At 42.8% G+C, this 19934-nt stretch carries 19 protein-coding genes; 5 read left to right on the top strand and 14 right to left on the bottom strand.

The features are described from left to right. Positions 1 to 186: 186 nt before the first annotated feature. Genes AC23ME_RS19885 through AC23ME_RS19840 form a run of 10 tightly spaced genes read right to left on the bottom strand, consistent with a single transcriptional unit; the run spans position 187 to position 8661 of the window. Positions 187 to 1107: a hypothetical protein gene (locus AC23ME_RS19885; RefSeq protein WP_487729491.1), complete on the bottom strand. Its 921-nt coding sequence runs from the start codon at positions 1105 to 1107 to the stop codon at positions 187 to 189. Between the two features lie 5 nt (positions 1108 to 1112). Continuing rightward, on the bottom strand, positions 1113 to 1817 hold the full coding sequence (locus tag AC23ME_RS19880; RefSeq protein ID WP_487729490.1) for a hypothetical protein: 705 nt from the start codon (positions 1815 to 1817) through the stop codon (positions 1113 to 1115). An 11-nt stretch (positions 1818 to 1828) separates the two neighbouring features. Next, positions 1829 to 2770 (bottom strand): hypothetical protein, encoded by a 942-nt coding sequence (locus AC23ME_RS19875; protein ID WP_487729489.1) that lies wholly within the window; start codon positions 2768 to 2770, stop codon positions 1829 to 1831. A 33-nt stretch (positions 2771 to 2803) separates the two neighbouring features. Further along, complete coding sequence (locus tag AC23ME_RS19870; protein ID WP_487729488.1) at positions 2804 to 3406, bottom strand: hypothetical protein; 603 nt, start codon at positions 3404 to 3406, stop codon at positions 2804 to 2806. A gap of 8 nt (positions 3407 to 3414) precedes the next feature. Then, positions 3415 to 4197: a hypothetical protein gene (locus AC23ME_RS19865; protein WP_487729487.1), complete on the bottom strand. Its 783-nt coding sequence runs from the start codon at positions 4195 to 4197 to the stop codon at positions 3415 to 3417. Positions 4198 to 4225: 28 nt separating this feature from the next. Beyond that, on the bottom strand, positions 4226 to 4567 hold the full coding sequence (locus AC23ME_RS19860; RefSeq protein WP_487729486.1) for a DUF4870 domain-containing protein: 342 nt from the start codon (positions 4565 to 4567) through the stop codon (positions 4226 to 4228). Positions 4568 to 4580: 13 nt separating this feature from the next. Further along, positions 4581 to 5561, bottom strand: coding sequence for a hypothetical protein (locus tag AC23ME_RS19855; protein WP_487729485.1), 981 nt, complete (start codon positions 5559 to 5561; stop codon positions 4581 to 4583). 11 nt (positions 5562 to 5572) lie between these two features. Continuing rightward, positions 5573 to 6220: a hypothetical protein gene (locus AC23ME_RS19850; RefSeq protein WP_487729484.1), complete on the bottom strand. Its 648-nt coding sequence runs from the start codon at positions 6218 to 6220 to the stop codon at positions 5573 to 5575. Positions 6221 to 6232: 12 nt separating this feature from the next. Continuing rightward, positions 6233 to 7540 (bottom strand): OmpA family protein, encoded by a 1308-nt coding sequence (locus tag AC23ME_RS19845; RefSeq protein ID WP_487729483.1) that lies wholly within the window; start codon positions 7538 to 7540, stop codon positions 6233 to 6235. A 29-nt stretch (positions 7541 to 7569) separates the two neighbouring features. Further along, entirely contained in the window at positions 7570 to 8661 is a 1092-nt protein-coding gene (locus tag AC23ME_RS19840; RefSeq protein WP_487729482.1) for a hypothetical protein, read from the bottom strand. A gap of 115 nt (positions 8662 to 8776) precedes the next feature. Between AC23ME_RS19840 and AC23ME_RS19835 the strand changes: the two genes are divergently transcribed. Next, positions 8777 to 9322, top strand: a complete 546-nt coding sequence (locus AC23ME_RS19835) for an RNA polymerase sigma factor (protein WP_487729481.1) — start codon at positions 8777 to 8779, stop codon at positions 9320 to 9322. Then, entirely contained in the window at positions 9306 to 10025 is a 720-nt protein-coding gene (locus AC23ME_RS19830) for a hypothetical protein (protein ID WP_487729480.1), read from the top strand. Before AC23ME_RS19835 ends, AC23ME_RS19830 begins: the two co-directional genes overlap by 17 nt. Here the strand turns inward: AC23ME_RS19830 and AC23ME_RS19825 are convergent. From AC23ME_RS19825 to AC23ME_RS19815, 3 genes are all read right to left on the bottom strand, one after another. Further along, positions 10014 to 12629, bottom strand: a complete 2616-nt coding sequence (locus AC23ME_RS19825; protein ID WP_487729479.1) for a CHAT domain-containing protein — start codon at positions 12627 to 12629, stop codon at positions 10014 to 10016. The two genes, AC23ME_RS19830 and AC23ME_RS19825, sit on opposite strands and share 12 nt — an antisense overlap. Positions 12630 to 13123: 494 nt before the next feature. Beyond that, positions 13124 to 15127: a BCCT family transporter gene (locus tag AC23ME_RS19820; protein ID WP_487729478.1), complete on the bottom strand. Its 2004-nt coding sequence runs from the start codon at positions 15125 to 15127 to the stop codon at positions 13124 to 13126. A gap of 125 nt (positions 15128 to 15252) precedes the next feature. Further along, positions 15253 to 15957 carry a PRC-barrel domain-containing protein gene (locus tag AC23ME_RS19815; RefSeq protein ID WP_487729477.1) on the bottom strand — a complete coding sequence of 235 codons (705 nt, stop codon included), beginning with the start codon at positions 15955 to 15957 and terminating at the stop codon, positions 15253 to 15255. A 224-nt stretch (positions 15958 to 16181) separates the two neighbouring features. On the opposite strand from AC23ME_RS19815, the gene AC23ME_RS19810 reads away from it, so the two are divergent. Continuing rightward, a complete protein-coding gene (locus AC23ME_RS19810; RefSeq protein WP_487729476.1) occupies positions 16182 to 16595 on the top strand; it encodes a response regulator in 414 nt (137 codons plus the stop codon). Between the two features lie 103 nt (positions 16596 to 16698). Here AC23ME_RS19810 and AC23ME_RS19805 read toward each other — a convergent pair whose 3' ends face one another. Next, entirely contained in the window at positions 16699 to 17049 is a 351-nt protein-coding gene (locus AC23ME_RS19805) for a hypothetical protein (RefSeq protein WP_487729475.1), read from the bottom strand. Between the two features lie 144 nt (positions 17050 to 17193). Here AC23ME_RS19805 and AC23ME_RS19800 point away from each other — a divergent pair, with 144 nt between their 5' ends. Then, entirely contained in the window at positions 17194 to 18438 is a 1245-nt protein-coding gene (locus tag AC23ME_RS19800) for a cation:proton antiporter (protein ID WP_487729474.1), read from the top strand. 138 nt (positions 18439 to 18576) lie between these two features. After that, on the top strand, positions 18577 to 19929 hold the full coding sequence (gene nhaA, locus AC23ME_RS19795; protein ID WP_487729473.1) for a Na+/H+ antiporter NhaA: 1353 nt from the start codon (positions 18577 to 18579) through the stop codon (positions 19927 to 19929). The last annotated feature ends 5 nt before the right edge of the window (positions 19930 to 19934 follow it).

Raw genomic sequence — 19934 nt, 5'->3', positions numbered from 1 at the left:
TGAAAGATAAACCTTTTTCCTATTTCGCATAAAAAGTGAATGCCTATTGAAAGCTTTGGCAACTAATACATCACTTTTTTACCCACGCTTCTTAGATATTCCCCCGCCTATTTCTATGGACAAGCTAAGATAGCTGTGAACGATTGGGGCCATAACCTTAACATCTGACTTGGAAGAGTTAACATCTCACAGTTTTAAAAGTTGCTTGACACTTTTATAATCCATGTCGATTAAGTCCTCCACTCCCACATTTTTTCCGGACGATGAAGAAATCTGTACACCAGCTGGAACCAATACAAATCTAAACTTGGTCAGCAGCCCTGTCTGACCGAATATAGCGGTATTATCTAAACGTCTAACGTAAACCGTGATGCTATTTGAACCTCCGCTGCGCATAAAGTACATGTAGGGTTTAGCATCCGAAACAATATACGGCAAAGAGTAATGGTAATAATCTGTCATATATCCCAGTATTGCACCGCCCTTATTCAGCATGACCGATAAAGAAGACTCACCAATAGCATTCAAATAAGGTGCTGGTAAAGAATAAGAAAAATTATAAAGAACGCCACCACCACTTTGTTGCCAAGTGATGTTGATATCCTGTGACGAAATTACATTGGCTGTTCCCCTAAGGCTAATCGGCATTCCCCATCCAGAAGCGGTTTTCGGCCCGAAGAAATCTCCGTTATTAGTGTTGAGGAAATAGTCTCCCATATCTCCGTAAGCAGAGGACGGATTTCCGTTTCCATTTAGGATTTTTGAGCCCGCTGCCCCGGCCGCCCCCGTGGCTCCTGGATTTCCTGGGTCACCTTTTTCTCCCTTACCACCTTTTAAATCTAACGGTATTCCCCAATTATTGGAAACTTTTGGACCGTAGAGCATCGAATTGGATATATCCAGATACATATCGCCTGTTTTTCCCAAACTATTAGTGGGAACTCCGTTTCCATGATGGATGACCGCACCGTCCTTTCCTGGAATACCTTGCATTCCTTGTTCGCCTCTTGGGCCTTCGGGACCTGTTTCACCTTTTTCTTTTTTACAGCCTATAAAAATACTGCTTACCATAAGCAATAGTCCTAAAATTTTGGATAGCTTTCTCATATTATCTAATTATACTTTACTTCAAATTCTGAAAGGTTTAAATGATATTCTGTTTGCGAAATGTACTTGAAAGCATACTGTACCGTACCGCCGGGAAATACGGTATTTTCGCTTAACGTGATAAAGTTGCCCGGTACGTCCTTTGGAAAGCGAACAGGCAGCTTCGCATCTAGATTCAAATCGTTGAAAAGAGATAAAACGGACAAATCCGCCTTTGTAGTCGCCAGATAAAACGTGGATTTATCATTGGTTTTAGTATAGCTGACTTTGTATTCCATACCTTTTATTTTAAGGAAACCAGAAAAAGTATCTCCAAAATATCTGCTTTTGCCTGTGGCTTTCCAATAATCGGGTAATTTGGCCTTTTTGTTGGAGTACAGACGGTGTTTTATCAACTTTTTTCCGCTGTTCTTTTCGCCGTCCTGATACGCCTGTAACACTTCGCCGTTTGGCTTCAATATGAACCACAAGGTCATCTCGTCTGTTTCACGAAAACCCGCATCATCAGACGTAAGCAGCCAATAGTTTAATTTGGGTTGACGGTATATTGCCATTTGTGCCTTTTTACCGTTGGCATTGGTGTATTCCCAGATCCACATTTCGGAGAAGTTGTATTGCGTGTTGCTTTTCATCGTTTTCTTTTGCTGTGCTACAACGAAGAGGGGGAACAGCAGAAAACCAATGAAAATTATTTTGACAAACCTGTTCATTATTTCGTGGATTAATAAGACTGATAACCTGCCGGATTAAAATTGTACGAACCGTCTGAAATGCCTCTGAGCTTTATCTGAAAGCCTGCACCGGAAATTTCGGTAACCAAATACGTCATTCCATCTACTGAAATATAGCCCAGGTTATAAAACCCGTACGCATCAAACTTACCGGGCGGCAGGCATACATCAGGGGATGGAACAATCCAAAAGCTGATGGTTCTGCCTTCATCGTCCTTTCCGGTGTATTCGGTTTCTGTGTTAACCGTATTAAGATGCTTTCGGGTCTTACCGGTTTTTTTGAAATTGTCTTTAAACCGTTTTTCATTGATAGCATCACTTTGAACAACTGAAACAGTAGTTCCCAGAGCCATTTTTGTGCGATACTTTTGTCCCTCGGCAATGGTATAGGTCTCCATTTCATTATTACGGATAAACTGGTCAACTGTTACTGCATTGCTTCCTTCCTTTCCCGACATAAATTGTTGAAAAGCCGCATTGGGCATATACGCTTCTCCTGCTTTTAGGTTCAGAAAGAAATAACCATTGCCGGACTGTCCGTCGCCACTTGCATAAAATGATATTTTCTTTGTTTCATTAGGGCAGGCAAAACAGCCTTTTTCTTTGAGGTACTTTTCTAAATCAATCTTTTTAAGGTCGATTGATTTTCCGCTTCCTCCGTAGTTGCGGTCAATTTCTTCCAGCGTTTGCTTTTCATCTTTTATGCTTTCGCACTTATCCAATATCAGTGTGGCGTTGGATGCGGCAGCAGTCCAGAAATTGCTTTTCCCTAACAGCTTGTCCACTTCGCTGGCAGCGATAGTGATTTCCGAAAACTCACAGCCTTTTCCATCTGTGCAAACCGCAAGCATTTGCTTTGTTTTCTTCTCCTGGGCATTGGTACAGGAAGAAAAGGACTGAACAAAAATGAGTAGGAAAAAAATATTTTTCATAATGAGCGGTTTAAACATAAATTTTACTTTTTGTTAATAGATAAAGTCTTCCTTAGCCTTTCCCAAGGCTTGAAAGACGGGATAATTCAAGGTAATGCTGCCTTCAAATGCTTTCCATTTTTCGGGGTTTTGGGCATCTTGCGTGTATCCGATATTTCCTTTGAGCCTGATCACAGTTTTTTTCGGTTTTAATGATAGGATTTCTCCTTCCACATCGAAAGCCATCATCATATCGGCTTCGTTATTTTTATAGTTCGCCGTAGAAAAGCTCATGGAATTTTCTCCACTGGTAATCATTCTGCCTTTTATCGGTCGCATCTGAGTGAGGTCTGTTCCTGTAAAGCCAATGAGGATATTATCTTGTCCACCTTCTTCATTGGTAATGGTCAGGGATATGACTTCTTTGGCTGCCGTAATGGTAGCAAAGCCGTTTTTAAACCGTTCGTTCAGGTTCAGCCCTTGGTCTTTAATATCAATATCCGCTTTGTTCTTTTCGCTGTTGTTGAGGTGATCCATATCGGTATCTATGCCTGTTGTTTTTTTCAGGACCGTTTCCAATGCGGATGCTTTCTTTTCTTCGTTGCCACCGCATCCGGCGATACAGAAGACAATAGCAATCAGAAATATCTTTTTCATAGCCCTTTTTATTTACACTTGCTCAATACAATTTCTGCTAATTTTACAGCGACCGATTTGTTCTTTTCCGTGTCGTTACTGATATCGGTCCTGATTTCGAACTTTACGCCGTTTTGCAATACATAAAGCTCATTGGTAACCACATTCCAAACTGCGGCATCTCCCAAACCTTCTACCGTTCTGTAACCTTTGGACACCTCTTTGAACGCTCCTGTTAAAGCCCCGCCTGTTTTCTTGATCTGGTCTTTGCCGATATTTTGTTCCTTAGCTTTTTTCATTGCTTTATCGGCATCGGCATCGCCTGAATTTCCTTCGGCAATTTCATCAAGCGCATCGTTTGCAGCCTGCATCTGCTCGTCCGTCACTTCCCTGTAAGTCTGATTAAAAGTAGTAGGTGACATCGGCTTTATGGAGCGTACAACTATCATATCGGGCAACTGCATTTCGTTGTTGAAACCTCGTACCTTTCCCATCCTGCCGTTTTTGAATTTGTACACAAATTCGTCGTTTTCGGGGTTGTTAAGTCGGTTGTTGTACTTTGTTTCCATTACGTCTTTTGAAAATCCAGTAGCATTTAAAACATCGGTTTCGGCAAGCAGCGCATCATATTTGTTCTGATAATCCAAAAGGCATTTGTTATCGCCTTTGGCATTGGGGTCATTGGATTTACTGTTGATAACGGCATCTAAATTAATGTCATTGCCGTTTTGTTTTTTGCCGTCATTATTCCCGCAGGAAAACAGCGTAAGACAAAGCAACGTTATGGCGGCTGGTATTTTTATTGATTTCATCTTCTAATTGATTTAAATGTTTTGAAAATTATTGAATGCCTGAAAACCATTTGCCGTATAAGCTGCCCAATAAAGGTACAGGCACTTCTTTGCCGTTGATGGCATTGAACAGTCCCATCATCCAAAGGATGAGCAGGGCAAACATTCCAACGATACAGATTACCCATCCTAAAAATGGAATGATATTGATTAAGCCCAATGCTAACCCGGTATAGATCAGCCCTAAGCTCTGGCGGATATGGAAATTGGCAAACGTATTCTTCTTTTCGGCATTCTGCACAAAGGCAACTGTCAAACCTATTAAAGTGAGATAGGCAATGATGGCAGTACTTTTGCCATCGGCTGTGCTGTGCTGTGTATTTGTTTCCATATTTTATAAAAGTTTAGTCGTTTATGCGTGGTACTTTTGGCTTTGGATTATCTTCCAATCTTGGAACATTCGGTTTCGGCTTGTCTTCCAACCTCGGCACATTGGTTTTGGACTTATCCTCCAATCGCGGAACGTTGGGCTTAGGATTGTCTTCTATTCTCGGCACATTCGGCTTAGGATTATTGCCTGGTTCTACGGGAAGCAGGTCATCTCCTTTAGGATTTACCGGGAGTAAGTCATCATTGCCTTTAGGGTACACTGGTAATAAGTCATCATCCAAAGGTTCGTCGTTTCCAAAAGGGTCCGCTGATGGTTCTTCTTTTATGAGTGTAAAGGTTACGGGAACTTTACCTATGCAGGTTTCTTTTGTAGGCACTTTTATTTCGATGGTATAAAAGGTTTCTATCTTTTTCCTGCTTACAATGGTAACATTATAGTACATTTTCATACCTCCCGATTTATTGGAATTAAAATCGAGCATACCTTTGTAGGTATTGTATCCTGTCTTTACCCACCGCATTTCGTTGGAGGGAAACAATTGCGCTGGGTTAAAAGGAGATTGAAAGTTGATATTCCCTTTTCCAGCGGTCCCAGGAGTAATTTTACTCCGGATAAAAGAACCAATATTACCTGTACCATAGCAATCGTTTCCTGCGGAAGCTCCGTATGAAGCATTCCAGACACCATCTTTGGGCTGCAGATACGGATTGAAAAGACCGATTTGCGTATAACCGTCGCCGCCCCATTCCCGGTCAATATCTTCCCTTGATTTTTTGTCTAAATAAGTAATGACTTCGCCGTTATTCTTTTTGCCCAATACGATGATGTCATCGGGCTGTATATCTCTGCCAAAATCCTTATCAAACAAATCACTTTCAAAATCCGAAAGTTCAAAGGTGCAGCCACCACCCTCGGAGCAGTTGGCGATAATGACCTTTTCGGCAAATGCAGATGCCGAAATCAGCATTGCAATCATTAAAAAATATATTTTCATAGCAAGTAATTTTAAGGGTTCAAAATAGCGTTGACCAGTTCGGCTGATTTTTTCTTTGCCAAGGTTTCATCATCGCCAAAATTGGCAGTGATGGTAAAGGCTGCATCTTTCGCCAATACGTGCAAGGAATTCATCGGGGTTTCCCAAAATGCCATTGTAGCCACGTTTTCGAGCTTTTCCGTTTGGCGTCTTTCTGCATAACACGCAATGTATTTTGCTTCCACCGCTCCTGTTTCTTTATTAAAATCCTTTTGCTTTGCCATAGCATCTACCTGCATCTGTAACCCGTCGTTAGTACCATAGTATTGCTCAAATTCCTCAACGGTCATTCTTTTTATAAAACCAATGCTAAAACTGTTATAATCATCAATCTCGTGTTTGCCATTGCCAACCTTTTTCTTATTTCCGGTAGCCCAGCTATACAGTAGGGTATATTGACCTTGCGGGTTAATATTGTTTTCGATGTGTTCATCAATCTTATCAACAGGTACATCTGCAACTGCAGCAACCATTTCTTTGGTAAGGATTTTTTGCAATTGGTTTTGATTGGAAATAACTACTTCCGAATTAAAGTCATCGGGAATACGCACACTTTCTGTATTACCACCGCAGGAAGCAAAAAGAAAGGATGCAATGAGTATTTTTAATGCCTTTTTCATTACCACCAGTTTTTATTGTTTGATAAACTCAACACGGCGGTTCTGCGCCTTGCCTGAAGCAGTGTTGTTAGATGTTACAGGTTGACTTTCCCCTTTACCGTCTGTAACCAATCTTGAAGCATCAATGCCGAACTCTTTTACCAAAGCATTTTTTACCGAAGCAGCACGGCTTTGCGACAGTTTCAGGTTGGCATCATCAGCTCCGTCGCTATCAGTATGCCCCAAAATCAAAATGTTTCCTGATGTGGCTTTAATGGCTTGTGCGGTATTGTTAAGTGTTGCCCAGCTTTCGGGCTTAATGCGTGAAGAGTTTACGTCGAAGTAAATGGAATTGGTAACGAATTTTCCGGCAGTTTTTATGTCCTGTGTAGCATTAGGTACGTTTCCGGCAATGCGGATATTGCCCATATACATTCCATCGCCCCACATATTGGTAGAAAAGATAAGATTGTACTGTGCTTTTTTGGAAAGCCCGTTGGGAAGGTTGAGCATTTCTTTTCCGTTGAGATAAAGGGCAACCTGATTGCTATTGCGGTATATGGACACACGGTTTACTGCACCTGGGTTCCAGTTGGATTTAAAGGTATTCTCAAACATTAGTTTTTTGCCGGGCAGGTTAGAATTATACTCTGACTGTGCTGAAATATACACCACTTTTGTACTTCCGTGCGGATGTACATCCAGTTCTATTGATGGTTCGGCAGCCCAGTACATACTGTACTCCTTACGGTCGTCTAATACAACAAAATTTGTGCGGAAACCGCCCTCCATTTCAGACATTTTTGAAGGGTCGGCGTAGAGGTCAAACTCAAGCGTAAACTGCTCGGGCAGATTCTTAAAGCTGTTCGGAAATACAAATCCCTTGCGGGGCATTTTGAGCCAGTTACCGCTTGCTGCTGGAATTGTTCTTACATTGGGTCTTTCAAAATCTGCGGATGGGTCGTATTCGTACATATGCCAGTTGGCACTCCCTGTGCCTAATCTTGCGGTGGCAAAATCTTCAAAGAACAGCACATTTTTTCCAGGAATAAAGGTGGAGCCTTTGTATTGGCTGTAATCTGTTTCTCCATTCGAAGAGTTAGGTTTATTAGATGATGGGCTGGAAGGCTGCGTAGTACTCTTGGTCTCTTTTTTCTTGAAGATACTTCCGATACCTTCTTCTATTTTATTAAGGCCCTTGTCAATTGTCTCATCCGTTTTTTGCTCGGTCTTGTTTTTCGTTTTTTCCTTAGTGCGGTTAATCACCCTTTCTAATATCTGTGCATCTGCACTGTTTATGCAGACCAAAAAGGTCAATACGGTAATAATTGTAGTTTTCATATTATGATATGTTTATGTACTAAAATTTGTTATTTAATTTTAATGGAGCGGGCTTTCGCATCGGCGGTTCCTTTGCTCAGTTTTATTGTTTCCACTTTACCGTCTTGGAGTTTCCATACAACGGCAATTGACCTATTTTCTATTTTCTCATATCCACAGGCATAAGCTATGTTGCCTTTCACCGCAATAGACAGTGCTTCGCTTTCCAGTTCCGAAAGCACTGTTGGAATGCCATTTATCCAAACAGTAGCAGACATATTGTACTGTTGTGAGTAAGCATGTCCTGCAACGTATACTTTATCCCCCGAAGCAGCTACCGACTCGGCAGTGGCTCCTATGCTACCGCTCGGTATTGCTAGCACTTGCTGTGTACCATTTTTCCACAACAATGCAGATCGTGGTCCACTTGCACTAGTCAACTTACCACTTCCGGCTACATACACGTCGTTGCCGTTTTTAGCGACCGAACTTGCATTAAATTCAGCTCCTTCTCCCAATTTGGTAAGTACAGCATTTTTCCAAAAAGCAGCGGCAGATGATTGTACTGAGGTGACATAGCCTACCGCTAAAACATCGGTATTATTAACGAAAAGGTCGGTAACAGAACCGACACCACCGGGCAATTGCTCCCTGTTTCCATTCTTCCACACACTTGGCAATTCGTATTGGTCGATATAATGCCCCGCAAAATAAATATCTTGGCCCTCTACGTCGATGGCTCTCGGATAGATATTGTAATCGTTTTCTTTAACTAATGTGTTAATACCGTTCTTCCAAGCGTATATTTTTGCCGTAGGGTAGTATGCCGAAAGGGCTTTGTAGCTCAGTTTCCATACAGCATAAACATCATTGTCGACAAGATCCAGGTCGGCTACCTCATTTGCATACCGAACGTAACCAGTAGTTAACATCGTCGGATCATAAACTTGTAAGGGCGTTCCGTTTTTCCAAACTACTTCGCCCGTAGTATTAGTCTCGTTGGAGTAGCCCGCCACATAGATATCTGTTGGAATTTCTTCATCGGGTTGTTCGGTCGACCCCGGTTCGTCTTTCCTACAGGACAATAAGAGAAGAGTGGTTAGCAAAAAAATGCCTGTTAGTTGAAGTAGTATTTTTTTCATCTCAATTTGGTTTTGTACTTTCTTTTCTACGTTAGTGTGCAAAAACCAAAAAAGTAAACATGGAAAATATATTTTTTTAGTTTTGTTTACTTTTTAACGATCACCATACTAATAGATGAAAGACCAAGAACTGATTAGGCGAATAAGGGAAGGCGATGAAGAGGTATTAAGACATATCTATGAGACCAACAGAAAAGGCTTTTTGGAATTTGCGGCACGTTTTGGCATTGAAAAGGAAGATGTGCTGGATATCTATCAGGATTCTATCGTTGTTTTTTATGAGAATGCAAGAAACTGCAAATTGGACTTTTTGAAGAGCACGGTAACAACATATATTTTCGCAATTGGTAAGTACAAAATCTATGGTCTGTTAAAGAAGAACAAAAATGAAATTCCGTTGGAAGGGATTTCTGATGAATTGATCGTTAATGAGACGGAAGAATACGAACCGGACGAACAGGCCAAACGCCTTCAAATTGCTTTTAGGATGCTGGGAAACAAGTGCCGTGAGGTACTCACGATGTTCTACTATGAAGGAAGAAAACTGCAAGAGATACAGGAAAAAATGAATTATGAGAGTAAGGATGTGATGAAAAGCCAAAAGTCACGCTGTTTGAAGAAATTGAAGGAATTGGTAGCAAATAATGAGAAATATGGATAGGGAAGATCTTATAAACGCATATTTTGAAGGACAACTGGATGAAGGGCAGCGACAGCAGTTCGATAAGCTGATGAGTGAAGATGTAGAATTTGCGAAAGAGCTTACTTTTAGAAAGAACTTGGCACAAGCCATAAAAATTGAGGAGAGGAGCCGTTTAAAAAGCAAGTTGCGCACTTTTGAAGGGGAGCATAATGTAAGTAGAAAGAGCTTCGGTATCCGCAGATGGATTTCGGCCTCTGCTGCAATACTGATTGTGGGCATTGCTGCGATATGGTGGCACGATCGAAGTTCCCCAGAGCGGCTGTACAGTAGCTATTTTGAGACATTCCCCAACATCGTTCAGCCCTTGGTGCGCGGTGAAAGTACGGATAGCACTAATTCAGCAGCATTTTTAAGTTACGACCAGGGAGATTATCAAAAATCGGCCATGCTATTTGCCGACGCTAGTGATGCGATCGGACTATTCTACGGCGCTTTGAGCGAAATGGAATTGGGCGAGCATCAGAAAGCCCTAAAGCTATTTGAAAGGATTGACGTCTCAACCGCTGAACTTGGACCATACATGCTGTGGTATAAATCACTCAACTTGTTAAAATTGGGCCGAAGAGCAGAAGCCGCCGCTATTCTTTCGAAACTAGAAAAAGAAAATGACTTCGAGCTGGCGGACAAGGTTTCCTCACTGAAAAATGAACTAAGTCCGTAACTTTCGCCAAAGAAAGATGAGTACGGCTGAAATAGTCAAAATCACCCCACCATAGACCAACCACTGCTGGACGGGCTTTGTAAAAAGTGCAGAGCTGTCCCCATTTATGATAAACCCTGCCCAAAAAAATGGGTGGGACTTCATAGGATTTTTGCGGATAAAATCCCTTTTGGCAAGGGCTAATGCCTCATCCTTGCTATACCCGTTTTTGAGGTGACCGTAAAAAGCGCCCAATACCTGTGCAGTTTCCTTATCAGGCACTTTCCATAGGCTAAATATGCTCGAACGAGTACCGGCGAAGCTGAATGCGGTAGCAAGGCTCATGATACCTTCCCCATTCCTGAGTTTGCCATTTCCTGTGTTACACGCTCCCAAAACAATCAGTTCTGCGGGAATACGCATCTGATAGAGCTCTTCGAAAAATAGGGGCTCGCCTTTACTGAATACCAGACAGGACCTGTTGAACTCTTCCTGGTTCAAATAGGCGTGCATGGCAAAATGGTATATCGAGTGATCGCTAGCGTGCTTTAAGAAATCAGTTTTGGCGACCTGCCCGCCAACAACAGTGCCGTCCATTGTTCTGGCAATTTCATTGGCCTCTTTTTGGGATGATGGTAGTTGTGGCAATGGCAATCCCTGGTAATTGGCACCCTGACTGTAGATAGGATTGAAGATAAGTGTCTCTTTACGGTCCTTTTGGAGTTTAACGTTTCGGTTCCAATTCAGCATTGCAATTGAATAGGCATAGGAAATCTGGTGCTGCTGAACCAAGAACGCTTTCGAGCCGGACATCCATAATGCTTCGAAAGGAAGGGAGTTGAGAAAATTGTCCGGAATGACTGTAAGCTTGCCACTTAGGCCTTTTGGCAGAAGTAGGCTGGCCAATTGGCGGCCAGATTTTTTATAGCCTGGGTCAAGTTGCCCCAAGTTCTCGATAAACCGCATGGCCGCCTGCCGTACACGAGGGCCAGCGGCAATCCGATGGAGTTTGACCTTTTTCCGGTCCATCTGCACTAGATAGATATCCTTGGCAAGAACATAGTATTTCAGCAGCTGCTCATCTTTATCCAGCTGTCGCTGGGTAGCTCCGATTAGTGTACCGAGATTTTTTTGTCCAACTGGGACGTTCTTGCCAGAAGAGGCTGCTTTCCTGAGATAGCTTTTGTAGAGATGTTGCGACGAATTTTCTTCAATGATATCCAATATGGCAATGAGCTGCTTTTGCTCATTCAGGTATCTCTCTGCGGCAATATATAGCAGACCTTCGGCATTCTTTCGCTGTAGATTGTAAAGTGTAGAATTGTATTCTCCCTTTAGATAGAACTCACGGAACATGGCACTGGACGTCCTGAGCAGCTTTTCTGCCTTATCCAAATCAGCTACTTGGAGATTGTTTTTATATTTCTCTATAAAAAGAAGCCCGGCGGTCGCAAATATGTTGATATAGTTATGTGAATTGAGGTCGGTAATATCGCCTACATTGAAATCAGAGATTTTAGTCGGTTTCTTTAGCTTATGGGACAATATTTGTTCAATCGTCTTTTCCGCCAATTGACAGGCCTCCCAATGCCTCTCCTTACCGGATAAGCATTTGGACTTGATCATCTGAAGGGCATATTCACTAGCGCTGAAGTCTCCAAAATCGAAGGCCTTGAGGGAAAGATCGATATATTTTATGCCCTGGTCGTATCTACCTAGCTGCTCGTTGGAGGCACCAATCTTTGAATAAGCAAGCATCACATCGAAGTTGCTTCCCGTTTGCCGCGCAAATGACAGGTATTCACGAGCAAAGGCGATCGATCTCTCATAATCCCCTGCAAAATAATAATAGTTGTTAATGTGCGAAAAACAGGAGTTGATGTAGGCGACGTCGCTATCTTTGATAGGTTTTCGAACTTCATCAATGAAACGTTTGAGTATAATTATAGCTTGAGCTGGGAGATCCTTGCTAAGTGCGACGGTAACCTCCATTTTTCTCCCTACCCTATTGGCCTGCGCTTTTTCATCTTTTTTTAGTTTTACATTTTTACCACGAATAAAGACCAGATACTTAGCATACGTAGCTTCCATTCCCCTTTGGTCATCATAATTGAGTTGGTAGTAGTACAGATCGTTATATGTCGATATGAAGTCTGCCGTTGAAAAAAGCTTTGGGCTAGCCTCCATCACAGCTAGCGCCTTTTGGGTATAGATGATTTCATACTTCTGGTTGTGTAGCCCCGAATAGGTATAGGCACGTTGAAAAAAAAACTCCCTAAGGAGTGTCTGGTCTTTTTCCAAGGCCGCCGCGCTTGAAGCGTACAGTATATTCGTCTCCTTCAGGGCATGTTCATATTGTGCTGATAGGTTGAGCGCTGTGACCAAGAGGATGTGCTGCTTCAGCTTTGTTTGCCAGGAAAAATTATCCGCATACATTTCCTTCCGACACAAACTGATTGCCTTTTCATATGATCCTTCTGCGATCAACTTTTCTATAGCGTTTAGCCTGATGCTATCGCTACGTACTGTTAAGCCATCGGTATGGGGTAGACGATAAGAGCAATTGTTAAGTCCGTGACCGGCGACCCCCCAGAACATTAAAGCTAAAAATACAACTGCCTTCATATGTGGTTTCCCTATTGTAAATATAGCATTTAAGCTTTACAAATATCAAACTGAGTTGTATTTTCCACATCAGTTAACAGCTAAGCAGGTGATCCTTGAGAACAAACCAGTCCTTTACAACATTCGTATTAGACATCCACTTACACATGCAAAATTAACTACCAAAAGGTACTTGGTAAGTATTGTTTGATCTTTTAAAATCTTTTAAATTTGATCAGCATGTGCATTTACTATCCAGAATGCATGAACATCACATCGTCCCATATAAGCACCAGAGTTATTAACTAGTGTAACGGCAGCATTTATTTTCGTAGAGCGTATTGATGTTTCCAAGCATGTCCTAAAGGTGAAAGATGCTATCTTATAAGTCGGCACAGATTGCAAACCGTTATAGACATTCAGTTCTTGGAATGAGCATGTGCGCTAGGTGTAGCTTTGGAAAAACCATATAAGGGGTCCGAAAGTTTCAGATCTGTTAAGACCACTGAACACGATTATTTCAACCTACTATTGGCATTACTGCTGATAAACATTTCATTTCTTCCTTCAGCAACAATGACCATAAAACGCTCGTAATGCTTAAGTATGTCCGAAATCAGTTCGTTGCGAGTAAATAGGCTCACATCGTAGCCCTCTCTGGCATCGCCAAAATAAGCCATCGGGAAATAAGCTTTAGCACCTTCATAATCGGGCAGGTTATCTTCAGAAAGCACATGCTCAGATACGGTCCTCGATTGGCTTCTTACACCATATACAAAGTTGTTCACCACATCGTAAAGGATTTCGATTTCTATCCTGGTCGGTTTCTCATAACTGTTTACCTCTGCGGTAACGCCATTTTGCGGAAATTCTGCCTGTAGTTCTAGCAAAGCAGGCTTTACCTTTTCTGCAATGAAAACATCAATTTCCTTTCGATCGCCGTAGCAAACCATTTGCTTTAGCCGCTCTTTCCAAAACTCTCCAGACCAAGGCACCGTGGTCACCGAAAAATCTTTCTCGTAATAGCTGTAATCCATCACCAGGGCCTTAAGCAAGCTTACAATAAACAGCAACACAATTATGGCGAATGGCAGTGCGGTAATGAGGGTAATACTCTGTAAAGCGGGCAAACCTCCGGCATTAAGCAAGATGAGCGCCAAGGTAGCCAGCAGTATACCCCAAGCAATGATTTGCCATTTGGGCGAAATTTTGGCATTTCTGGTGGCAATGCTGTTCATTACAAACATGCCCGAATCTGCCGAGGTGACAAAAAAGATAATAATGATGAGGATCACCAAAAAGCTGGCGATGCTGCTTAGCGGAAGATATTCCAAAAATTGGAACATCAAGGTATCTGGATTGGAAGCCAATCTACCCAATGCTCCACTGGCGATATACTGATCGAACCAAATGGCGCTGTTGCCAAATACCGACATCCACACGAAGTTGAAAAGTGTAGGGATTAAAAGTACCGCAGCAATAAACTCGCGAATGGTACGGCCTTTAGAAATTCTGGCAATGAAAAGTCCAACATAAGGCGACCAAGATATCCACCAAGCCCAATAAAGGATGGTCCAATTGTAAAACCAGGGCAAAGTTTCTTCTTCGTAGACATGCGTACCAAAAGTGAGGTTAAAAAAGTTATTGATGTAATTGCCAAGCCCCTCGGTGAAACTGCCAATAAGATATACTGTAGGTCCGATCAATAAGACAAATAACATTAATACGATCGCCGCAATGATGTTGACGTTGCTCAATATCCTAACGCCCTTATCCAGTCCTGTGATTGCCGAAAAAATAGCAATACCAACTAAGACTGCAACAATTCCCGCTTGGTAAGTGATGTTGCTTTCGGGAAGTATACCCAGCGATTGTAGTCCTGAATTAATCTGCACTACCCCGAAGCCGAGTGTGGTGGTGATACCGAAAAAGGTACTGCACAATGCAAAAACATCAATGGCACTACCCCATTTGCCATTTACTTTATCTTTTAACAGGGGATAAAGGCAGCTGCGTAAGGATAGCGGCAAACGGTAACGGTAGCAGAAATAGGCCAAAGCCAAACCCACTACACCATAAATAGCCCAAGCATGAATACCCCAATGGAAGAAGGTGTAAAGTTGCGCGTTTTTTGCACGGTTTATCTGCCCGCCTTCAAACACAGGATTAGTATAATGCCGCATTGGTTCGGCCACACTAAAGTACATCAATCCAATTCCCATACCTGCCGCAAAGAGCATCGATAGCCAGGAGAAGAACGAATATTCTGGTTTGCTGTCGTTCCTTCCTAACCTGATCTGACCGTACTTGCTGAACATCAGGTATACCAAAAACACCACAAAAATGGTAACCGACCAAACGTACACCCAATTGAGGTTCACGAAAATGAAGTGCTTTACTTTCGCCAAAAGTTGTTCGGTAAGCTGGGGAAAAATGGCTGCGAGCATGCAGATGCCCACAATAAAAACTAGGCTGGGAAAGGTCACCCCTTTACTTAGGGTATGTTGTATTTTTTTCATTAGCTCATGTATTTGCCCAAAGGTAACCTTATTTAGGAACTATTGTCAAATTCCTGCTAGACTGCAAATCCATCGAATACTACAATTTCAGGGCAACGTGTCTGCTGCTTAGCGTTGCATACCTGCTAATCCCATTTATTTTCCCCGTTGGCAAAAAAACCTACCGGGTTAATTTTTGGACTGGTCTGAAATCGCTCTTTACTGATCCCCACGTTCACTTGCGATTGCTGAGAGGCAAAGGAGATGACTTTTTCCTTTTCAATAAGTACACGCTCCCAGTCAGAGGTCGATGTATCGTCCACGAGCAGATAGGGCAGCGACCATCTGTCCAGATCCACCATGAGGTCTTTCAAAAGCCCAAGACGACCGGTACTATTGTGTACCTCGTAATTTACAATGTGTTTAATACTCAGCACATGTCTTCCCTCTTCAACTGAAAATTCGGCCACGTCAGCCAGTCCAGCGCCGGCTTTGACCATTCCCAGCGTAGGATAACCATTACCCGCCCTTCCGAAAGCTGGCCAGGCACGATGGTTGAAGAGTAGCGAAGTATCGAGCTTTGTAATCGGCCTAGGATCTTCACCCTCCGAAATTCGCTTTAATTCCGCTTTATCTAGTGAAGACCTTAGAACCTTTCGCTCCGAGAACTGCAGAGCAGCATCCCGCGGCAAAACAAGTAACTTTTCGTTGAATGGCCAGCTGCCAGTATCCACAACCAAGTATTGCACCCCCCATTCCCTATCCTCGAAATAAATATCTTTTACCTTGCCCAGCTCCCCATCGGCAGCTACAAGCATAGTCCCTATCAACTCATTGGCATACGTAAACATTTCTTACAAAAATTGATTTCTTCGTTAAGAACATATCAAACCGTCATTTGTTGGGTAGAATTAAAGGTTATGGGACAACACGGATGATTTCTGCCTTGTTGAATGGATTTCTGACTGAAGGAAAAATAATCACAAGGTAAAAATATGCGATGTTAATAAGTTTCAAAACTAAAGAGACATAAGTTTGTTTAAGATTATTAACAAAAAGTTAAACAACCTATCAAATGAATAAGTGTATACTGATCGTTGAGGACGATCCAGATATACTGGATATCCTGCAACTTACGCTGGACCGTTCCGACATTGAAATCATAGCCTATAACCACTTGCCTACCGTGCTAGAAGTTTTGGTATTATCAACAAAGCTGATCATCATGGACGTAAGAATCTTAGGATCGGCAAAAACCGGTGATCAACTCTGTATGGAACTCAAGGCTTATCCTAAAACTCAACACATTCCAGTGATTTTATTATCGGCGGAGCATCGATTGGCAGAGATTTCCCTGCAGTGTAAAGCCGATGGCTACATTGCCAAACCGTTTGACATCATGTCCGTCAGCAAGACCGTATTCGATTACTTAGATTCCGCTGATCATACAGCTACCGACAAGATCATCGAAGGAAAAATGGAAGCTTAGATTGCACACAGGCGTCACCACAAAAGCGCGGGATGAGGTAAATTGCTACATTCTCGTTAGCAAAACGATTTAAAATCGCCGCACATGCGACGTGGTGTGCCTATTATAGTCCAGCCCTTTTTACAAGGCTATCCAGATAGTCCCATTTCAAGAGCCCCGTAGTCAATAATTCTCTTAAGTCATAATAGACAATGACACTGAATGAACTGAAACCGGCCAGCATTTCCTTGTAGTTGTTGCCATCGATCAAAGCATTAGCGATCTGCGTGACCAGATCTTCCTCATCTGGCGATATGGCAAAATTTGTGATCTGGTCTCCCATTATGTCATAACCTATAAGGTGGGATAGCCTTTCGATGGTAGCTTCCGCCTCTGCTAAAGTCATAATTTGTGATGTGATGGGTGAAAAAATGATGACTGTTAAAAAATTGAGATTATCAGCAATAAAACACATTTAAGGCTTAAATGTTTATCCTAATTTTTCGGACACCCCTAAGCGGCTTTTCTATGCTATCCCAGTGATGAGCAGAACACATGAGAAATCTACTGCTGATCATGAACATATCAGGGATTAAGTTGTTCATAACAATAAACTCCGATGGAACATTATCTGCCCTTGCTACTGATGACTGGACTGGCAGGTATGGGCATGACGTTCGTACCAAAACTGGCCAAGCTTACTGGCATTTCCTATTCCCTATACTACCTGGTTTTGGGCGTAGTGATCTTCTCTGCTTTTGGTAGTCATCTGCCGGCGCCTTCCCCGTTGAAATACGAAGTGCTTACCATACACCTTAGCGAACTGATCGTCATTATCAGCCTGATGGGGACGGGAATTAAAATCGACCGGGCATTTAGTTTCGTCAATTGGGCAGCTCCATTACGATTGCTTTCAATCGCAATGTTAATTAGCATAGCAGCGTGTGCAGTTGGAGGTCTACTGTTGCTTGGGGTCACATTTCCAACGGCTATCTTGCTGGCAGCAGTACTGTCGCCGACAGATCCCGTCTTGGCGGCTGATGTGCAAGTGGGCCCACCAAATGAAAAATTTAGATCGGAGACAAGATTTGCGTTGACTTCCGAAGCCGGGATGAACGACGGCCTAGCCTTCCCCTTTACTTGGCTTGCCATTGTTGCCGCCAGCAAGGGCATTGATGTAGAAAGCTTGTCGGCCTGGGCCGTATATCAGTTGCTGTACAAGATCATAGCTGGTGTGTTGTGCGGCTGGGTTTGTGGAAAATTAGTGGGTTACATGATTTTTACTTGGACGAAGAAAAAAAATGTTATCCAACCAACGGACGGACTCCTGGCAATCTCACTTACCTTTGCTACCTACGCCTTGGTGGAACTGGTACACGGCTACGGTTTTATAGCCGTGTTTGTCGCAGGATTAACACTTAGGCACGAGGAGAAAACGCACAGTTACCACAAAGAGCTACACTCCTTTACCGATCAGATAGAACGTCTATTATTGGGGGTATTGCTGATCCTACTTGGGGGCACTGTCGTCAACGGTATCCTCGTCCCACTTAATTGGGAAATCATATTTTATTCCCTATTGTTTTTATTGGTCATCCGGCCAATCAGTGCCTACCTGTCGCTATGGGGCCTTGACATCCATTGGAAGGAAAAGGCGGCCATTGGTTTTTTCGGCATCAAGGGTATGGGCTCTATTTATTATCTAGCCTTTGCTTTTTCGCAATTTCCTTTTGCAGAAAAGGAAAAGTTATGGTGTATCGTCGTCTTCACTATTGTGGTGTCCATTACCATACACGGCTTGAGCGCCTCAACTGTACTCAGGAAGATAAAAGCGGCGATCCCAAAAAAACCAATCCCCAAATAATTATGATTCCCCCTCAATATCCATGGGCATGACTATAGTCAGTCGGTACTCAATAGGACTGCAGATTGTCCTAGATCAACTTTCATTCTAATAATTTTGCTATTTTTGCTCTTTTTCCGTCCAATAAAGTAATATCACATGATCCAAGGTCTAAAACCAGCTCCTATAGAAAAGATCTCCAAACCTATACAACGATTTATCCAACAGCAAAAGGCTGGAGGCATTGTTTTGGGCCTAAGTGTAGTGATCGCCCTGATACTCGCTAATTCGCCATTGTCGTATGCCTATCACCATTTCCTCGAACATCAATTTGGTTTTCAGTGGGATGGACAATCTTATTTCAATTTTAATCTGCACCATTGGATCAACGACGGCTTAATGGCCATTTTCTTTTTCGTGGTGGGCTTGGAACTTAAACGTGAAATTGTTGGCGGTGAGCTTTCAAATCCACGCAAGGCTATGTTGCCCATTGCCGCCGCTTTGGGCGGGATGGCTGTGCCGGCCGTGATCTACCTGGTCTTTAATCCCTCGGGGCAGGCAAACGCAGGCTGGGGAATTCCAATGGCAACAGATATTGCTTTTGCTTTGGGCGTTCTTTACCTCTTGGGCGACCGCATTCCATTGGCTTTAAAGGTATTTCTTACTGCCCTTGCCATTGTAGACGATCTTGGCGCTGTGTTGGTGATCGCATTTTTTTACACTTCCGAAATTTCGAGCATGCACCTGATAACGGGCGGAGTGGTGCTCCTAATGATGTATGTAGGCAACCGGATGGGCGTAAGGAGCATCTTGTTCTATGCCATATTGGGCATTGGGGGCGTATGGACTACCTTTCTTTTGTCTGGTGTGCACGCTACCATTGCAGCAGTATTGGCCGCATTTACCATACCAGCAGATGTGAAGATTGACGAAAGAAATTATATTGAACGCATCACCCAATACCTTAATCGCTTCCGCGACATAGACCCAACAGAAAATACACCCACGCTCACCAACGAACAGTTGCATGAACTGGAAAGGATACAAGAAACTACCATAGCGGCAACACCCCCGCTTCAAAGATTAGAACATGCCCTGCATCCTATGGTGACATTTTTAATTATCCCCATATTTGCACTTGCAAATGCTGGCGTGTCATTAGCTATTGATATGGACCACCTTTTCAGTACCAACGTGGCTATAGGTATAGCGCTTGGCCTATTGGTTGGTAAAGTTGTTGGCGTGGTAGGTTTTACCTTACTAGCAGTAAAAGCACGTATTGCGCCATTACCCGAAGGCATGGATTTCCGTAACCTTTTGGGGCTCGGCCTTTTGGCATCGATAGGTTTTACCATGTCACTTTTTGTAACCTCACTAGCCTTTAGTAGCGAAGAATTAATTACCCAGGCCAAGATTGGGATTTTCGCAGCATCGCTGATCGGTGGTATTATGGGTTACCTCACGCTGAATAGGGCAGCAAAAAGGAAAGTTGCTGTATCACCATCAACCTAATACCT

The organism is Pedobacter sp. T50_32 (assembly GCF_057652195.1).
Note: the sequence above shows the minus strand (reverse complement) of the source record. Positions and strands in the feature narration are given on the sequence as shown.

Bases quoted from the DNA above. Each gene is read 5' to 3' on its own strand.
- AC23ME_RS19885 (WP_487729491.1), bottom strand. From the start codon at position 1,107: ATGAGAAAGCTATCCAAAATTTTAGGACTATTGCTTATGGTAAGCAGT.
- AC23ME_RS19880 (WP_487729490.1), bottom strand. From the start codon at position 1,817: ATGAACAGGTTTGTCAAAATAATTTTCATTGGTTTTCTGCTGTTCCCC.
- AC23ME_RS19875 (WP_487729489.1), bottom strand. From the start codon at position 2,770: ATGAAAAATATTTTTTTCCTACTCATTTTTGTTCAGTCCTTTTCTTCC.
- AC23ME_RS19870 (WP_487729488.1), bottom strand. From the start codon at position 3,406: ATGAAAAAGATATTTCTGATTGCTATTGTCTTCTGTATCGCCGGATGC.
- AC23ME_RS19865 (WP_487729487.1), bottom strand. From the start codon at position 4,197: ATGAAATCAATAAAAATACCAGCCGCCATAACGTTGCTTTGTCTTACG.
- AC23ME_RS19860 (WP_487729486.1), bottom strand. From the start codon at position 4,567: ATGGAAACAAATACACAGCACAGCACAGCCGATGGCAAAAGTACTGCC.
- AC23ME_RS19855 (WP_487729485.1), bottom strand. From the start codon at position 5,561: ATGAAAATATATTTTTTAATGATTGCAATGCTGATTTCGGCATCTGCA.
- AC23ME_RS19850 (WP_487729484.1), bottom strand. From the start codon at position 6,220: ATGAAAAAGGCATTAAAAATACTCATTGCATCCTTTCTTTTTGCTTCC.
- AC23ME_RS19845 (WP_487729483.1), bottom strand. From the start codon at position 7,540: ATGAAAACTACAATTATTACCGTATTGACCTTTTTGGTCTGCATAAAC.
- AC23ME_RS19840 (WP_487729482.1), bottom strand. From the start codon at position 8,661: ATGAAAAAAATACTACTTCAACTAACAGGCATTTTTTTGCTAACCACT.
- AC23ME_RS19835 (WP_487729481.1), top strand. From the start codon at position 8,777: ATGAAAGACCAAGAACTGATTAGGCGAATAAGGGAAGGCGATGAAGAG.
- AC23ME_RS19830 (WP_487729480.1), top strand. From the start codon at position 9,306: ATGAGAAATATGGATAGGGAAGATCTTATAAACGCATATTTTGAAGGA.
- AC23ME_RS19825 (WP_487729479.1), bottom strand. From the start codon at position 12,629: ATGAAGGCAGTTGTATTTTTAGCTTTAATGTTCTGGGGGGTCGCCGGT.
- AC23ME_RS19820 (WP_487729478.1), bottom strand. From the start codon at position 15,127: ATGAAAAAAATACAACATACCCTAAGTAAAGGGGTGACCTTTCCCAGC.
- AC23ME_RS19815 (WP_487729477.1), bottom strand. From the start codon at position 15,957: ATGTTTACGTATGCCAATGAGTTGATAGGGACTATGCTTGTAGCTGCC.
- AC23ME_RS19810 (WP_487729476.1), top strand. From the start codon at position 16,182: ATGAATAAGTGTATACTGATCGTTGAGGACGATCCAGATATACTGGAT.
- AC23ME_RS19805 (WP_487729475.1), bottom strand. From the start codon at position 17,049: ATGTGTTTTATTGCTGATAATCTCAATTTTTTAACAGTCATCATTTTT.
- AC23ME_RS19800 (WP_487729474.1), top strand. From the start codon at position 17,194: ATGGAACATTATCTGCCCTTGCTACTGATGACTGGACTGGCAGGTATG.
- nhaA (WP_487729473.1), top strand. From the start codon at position 18,577: ATGATCCAAGGTCTAAAACCAGCTCCTATAGAAAAGATCTCCAAACCT.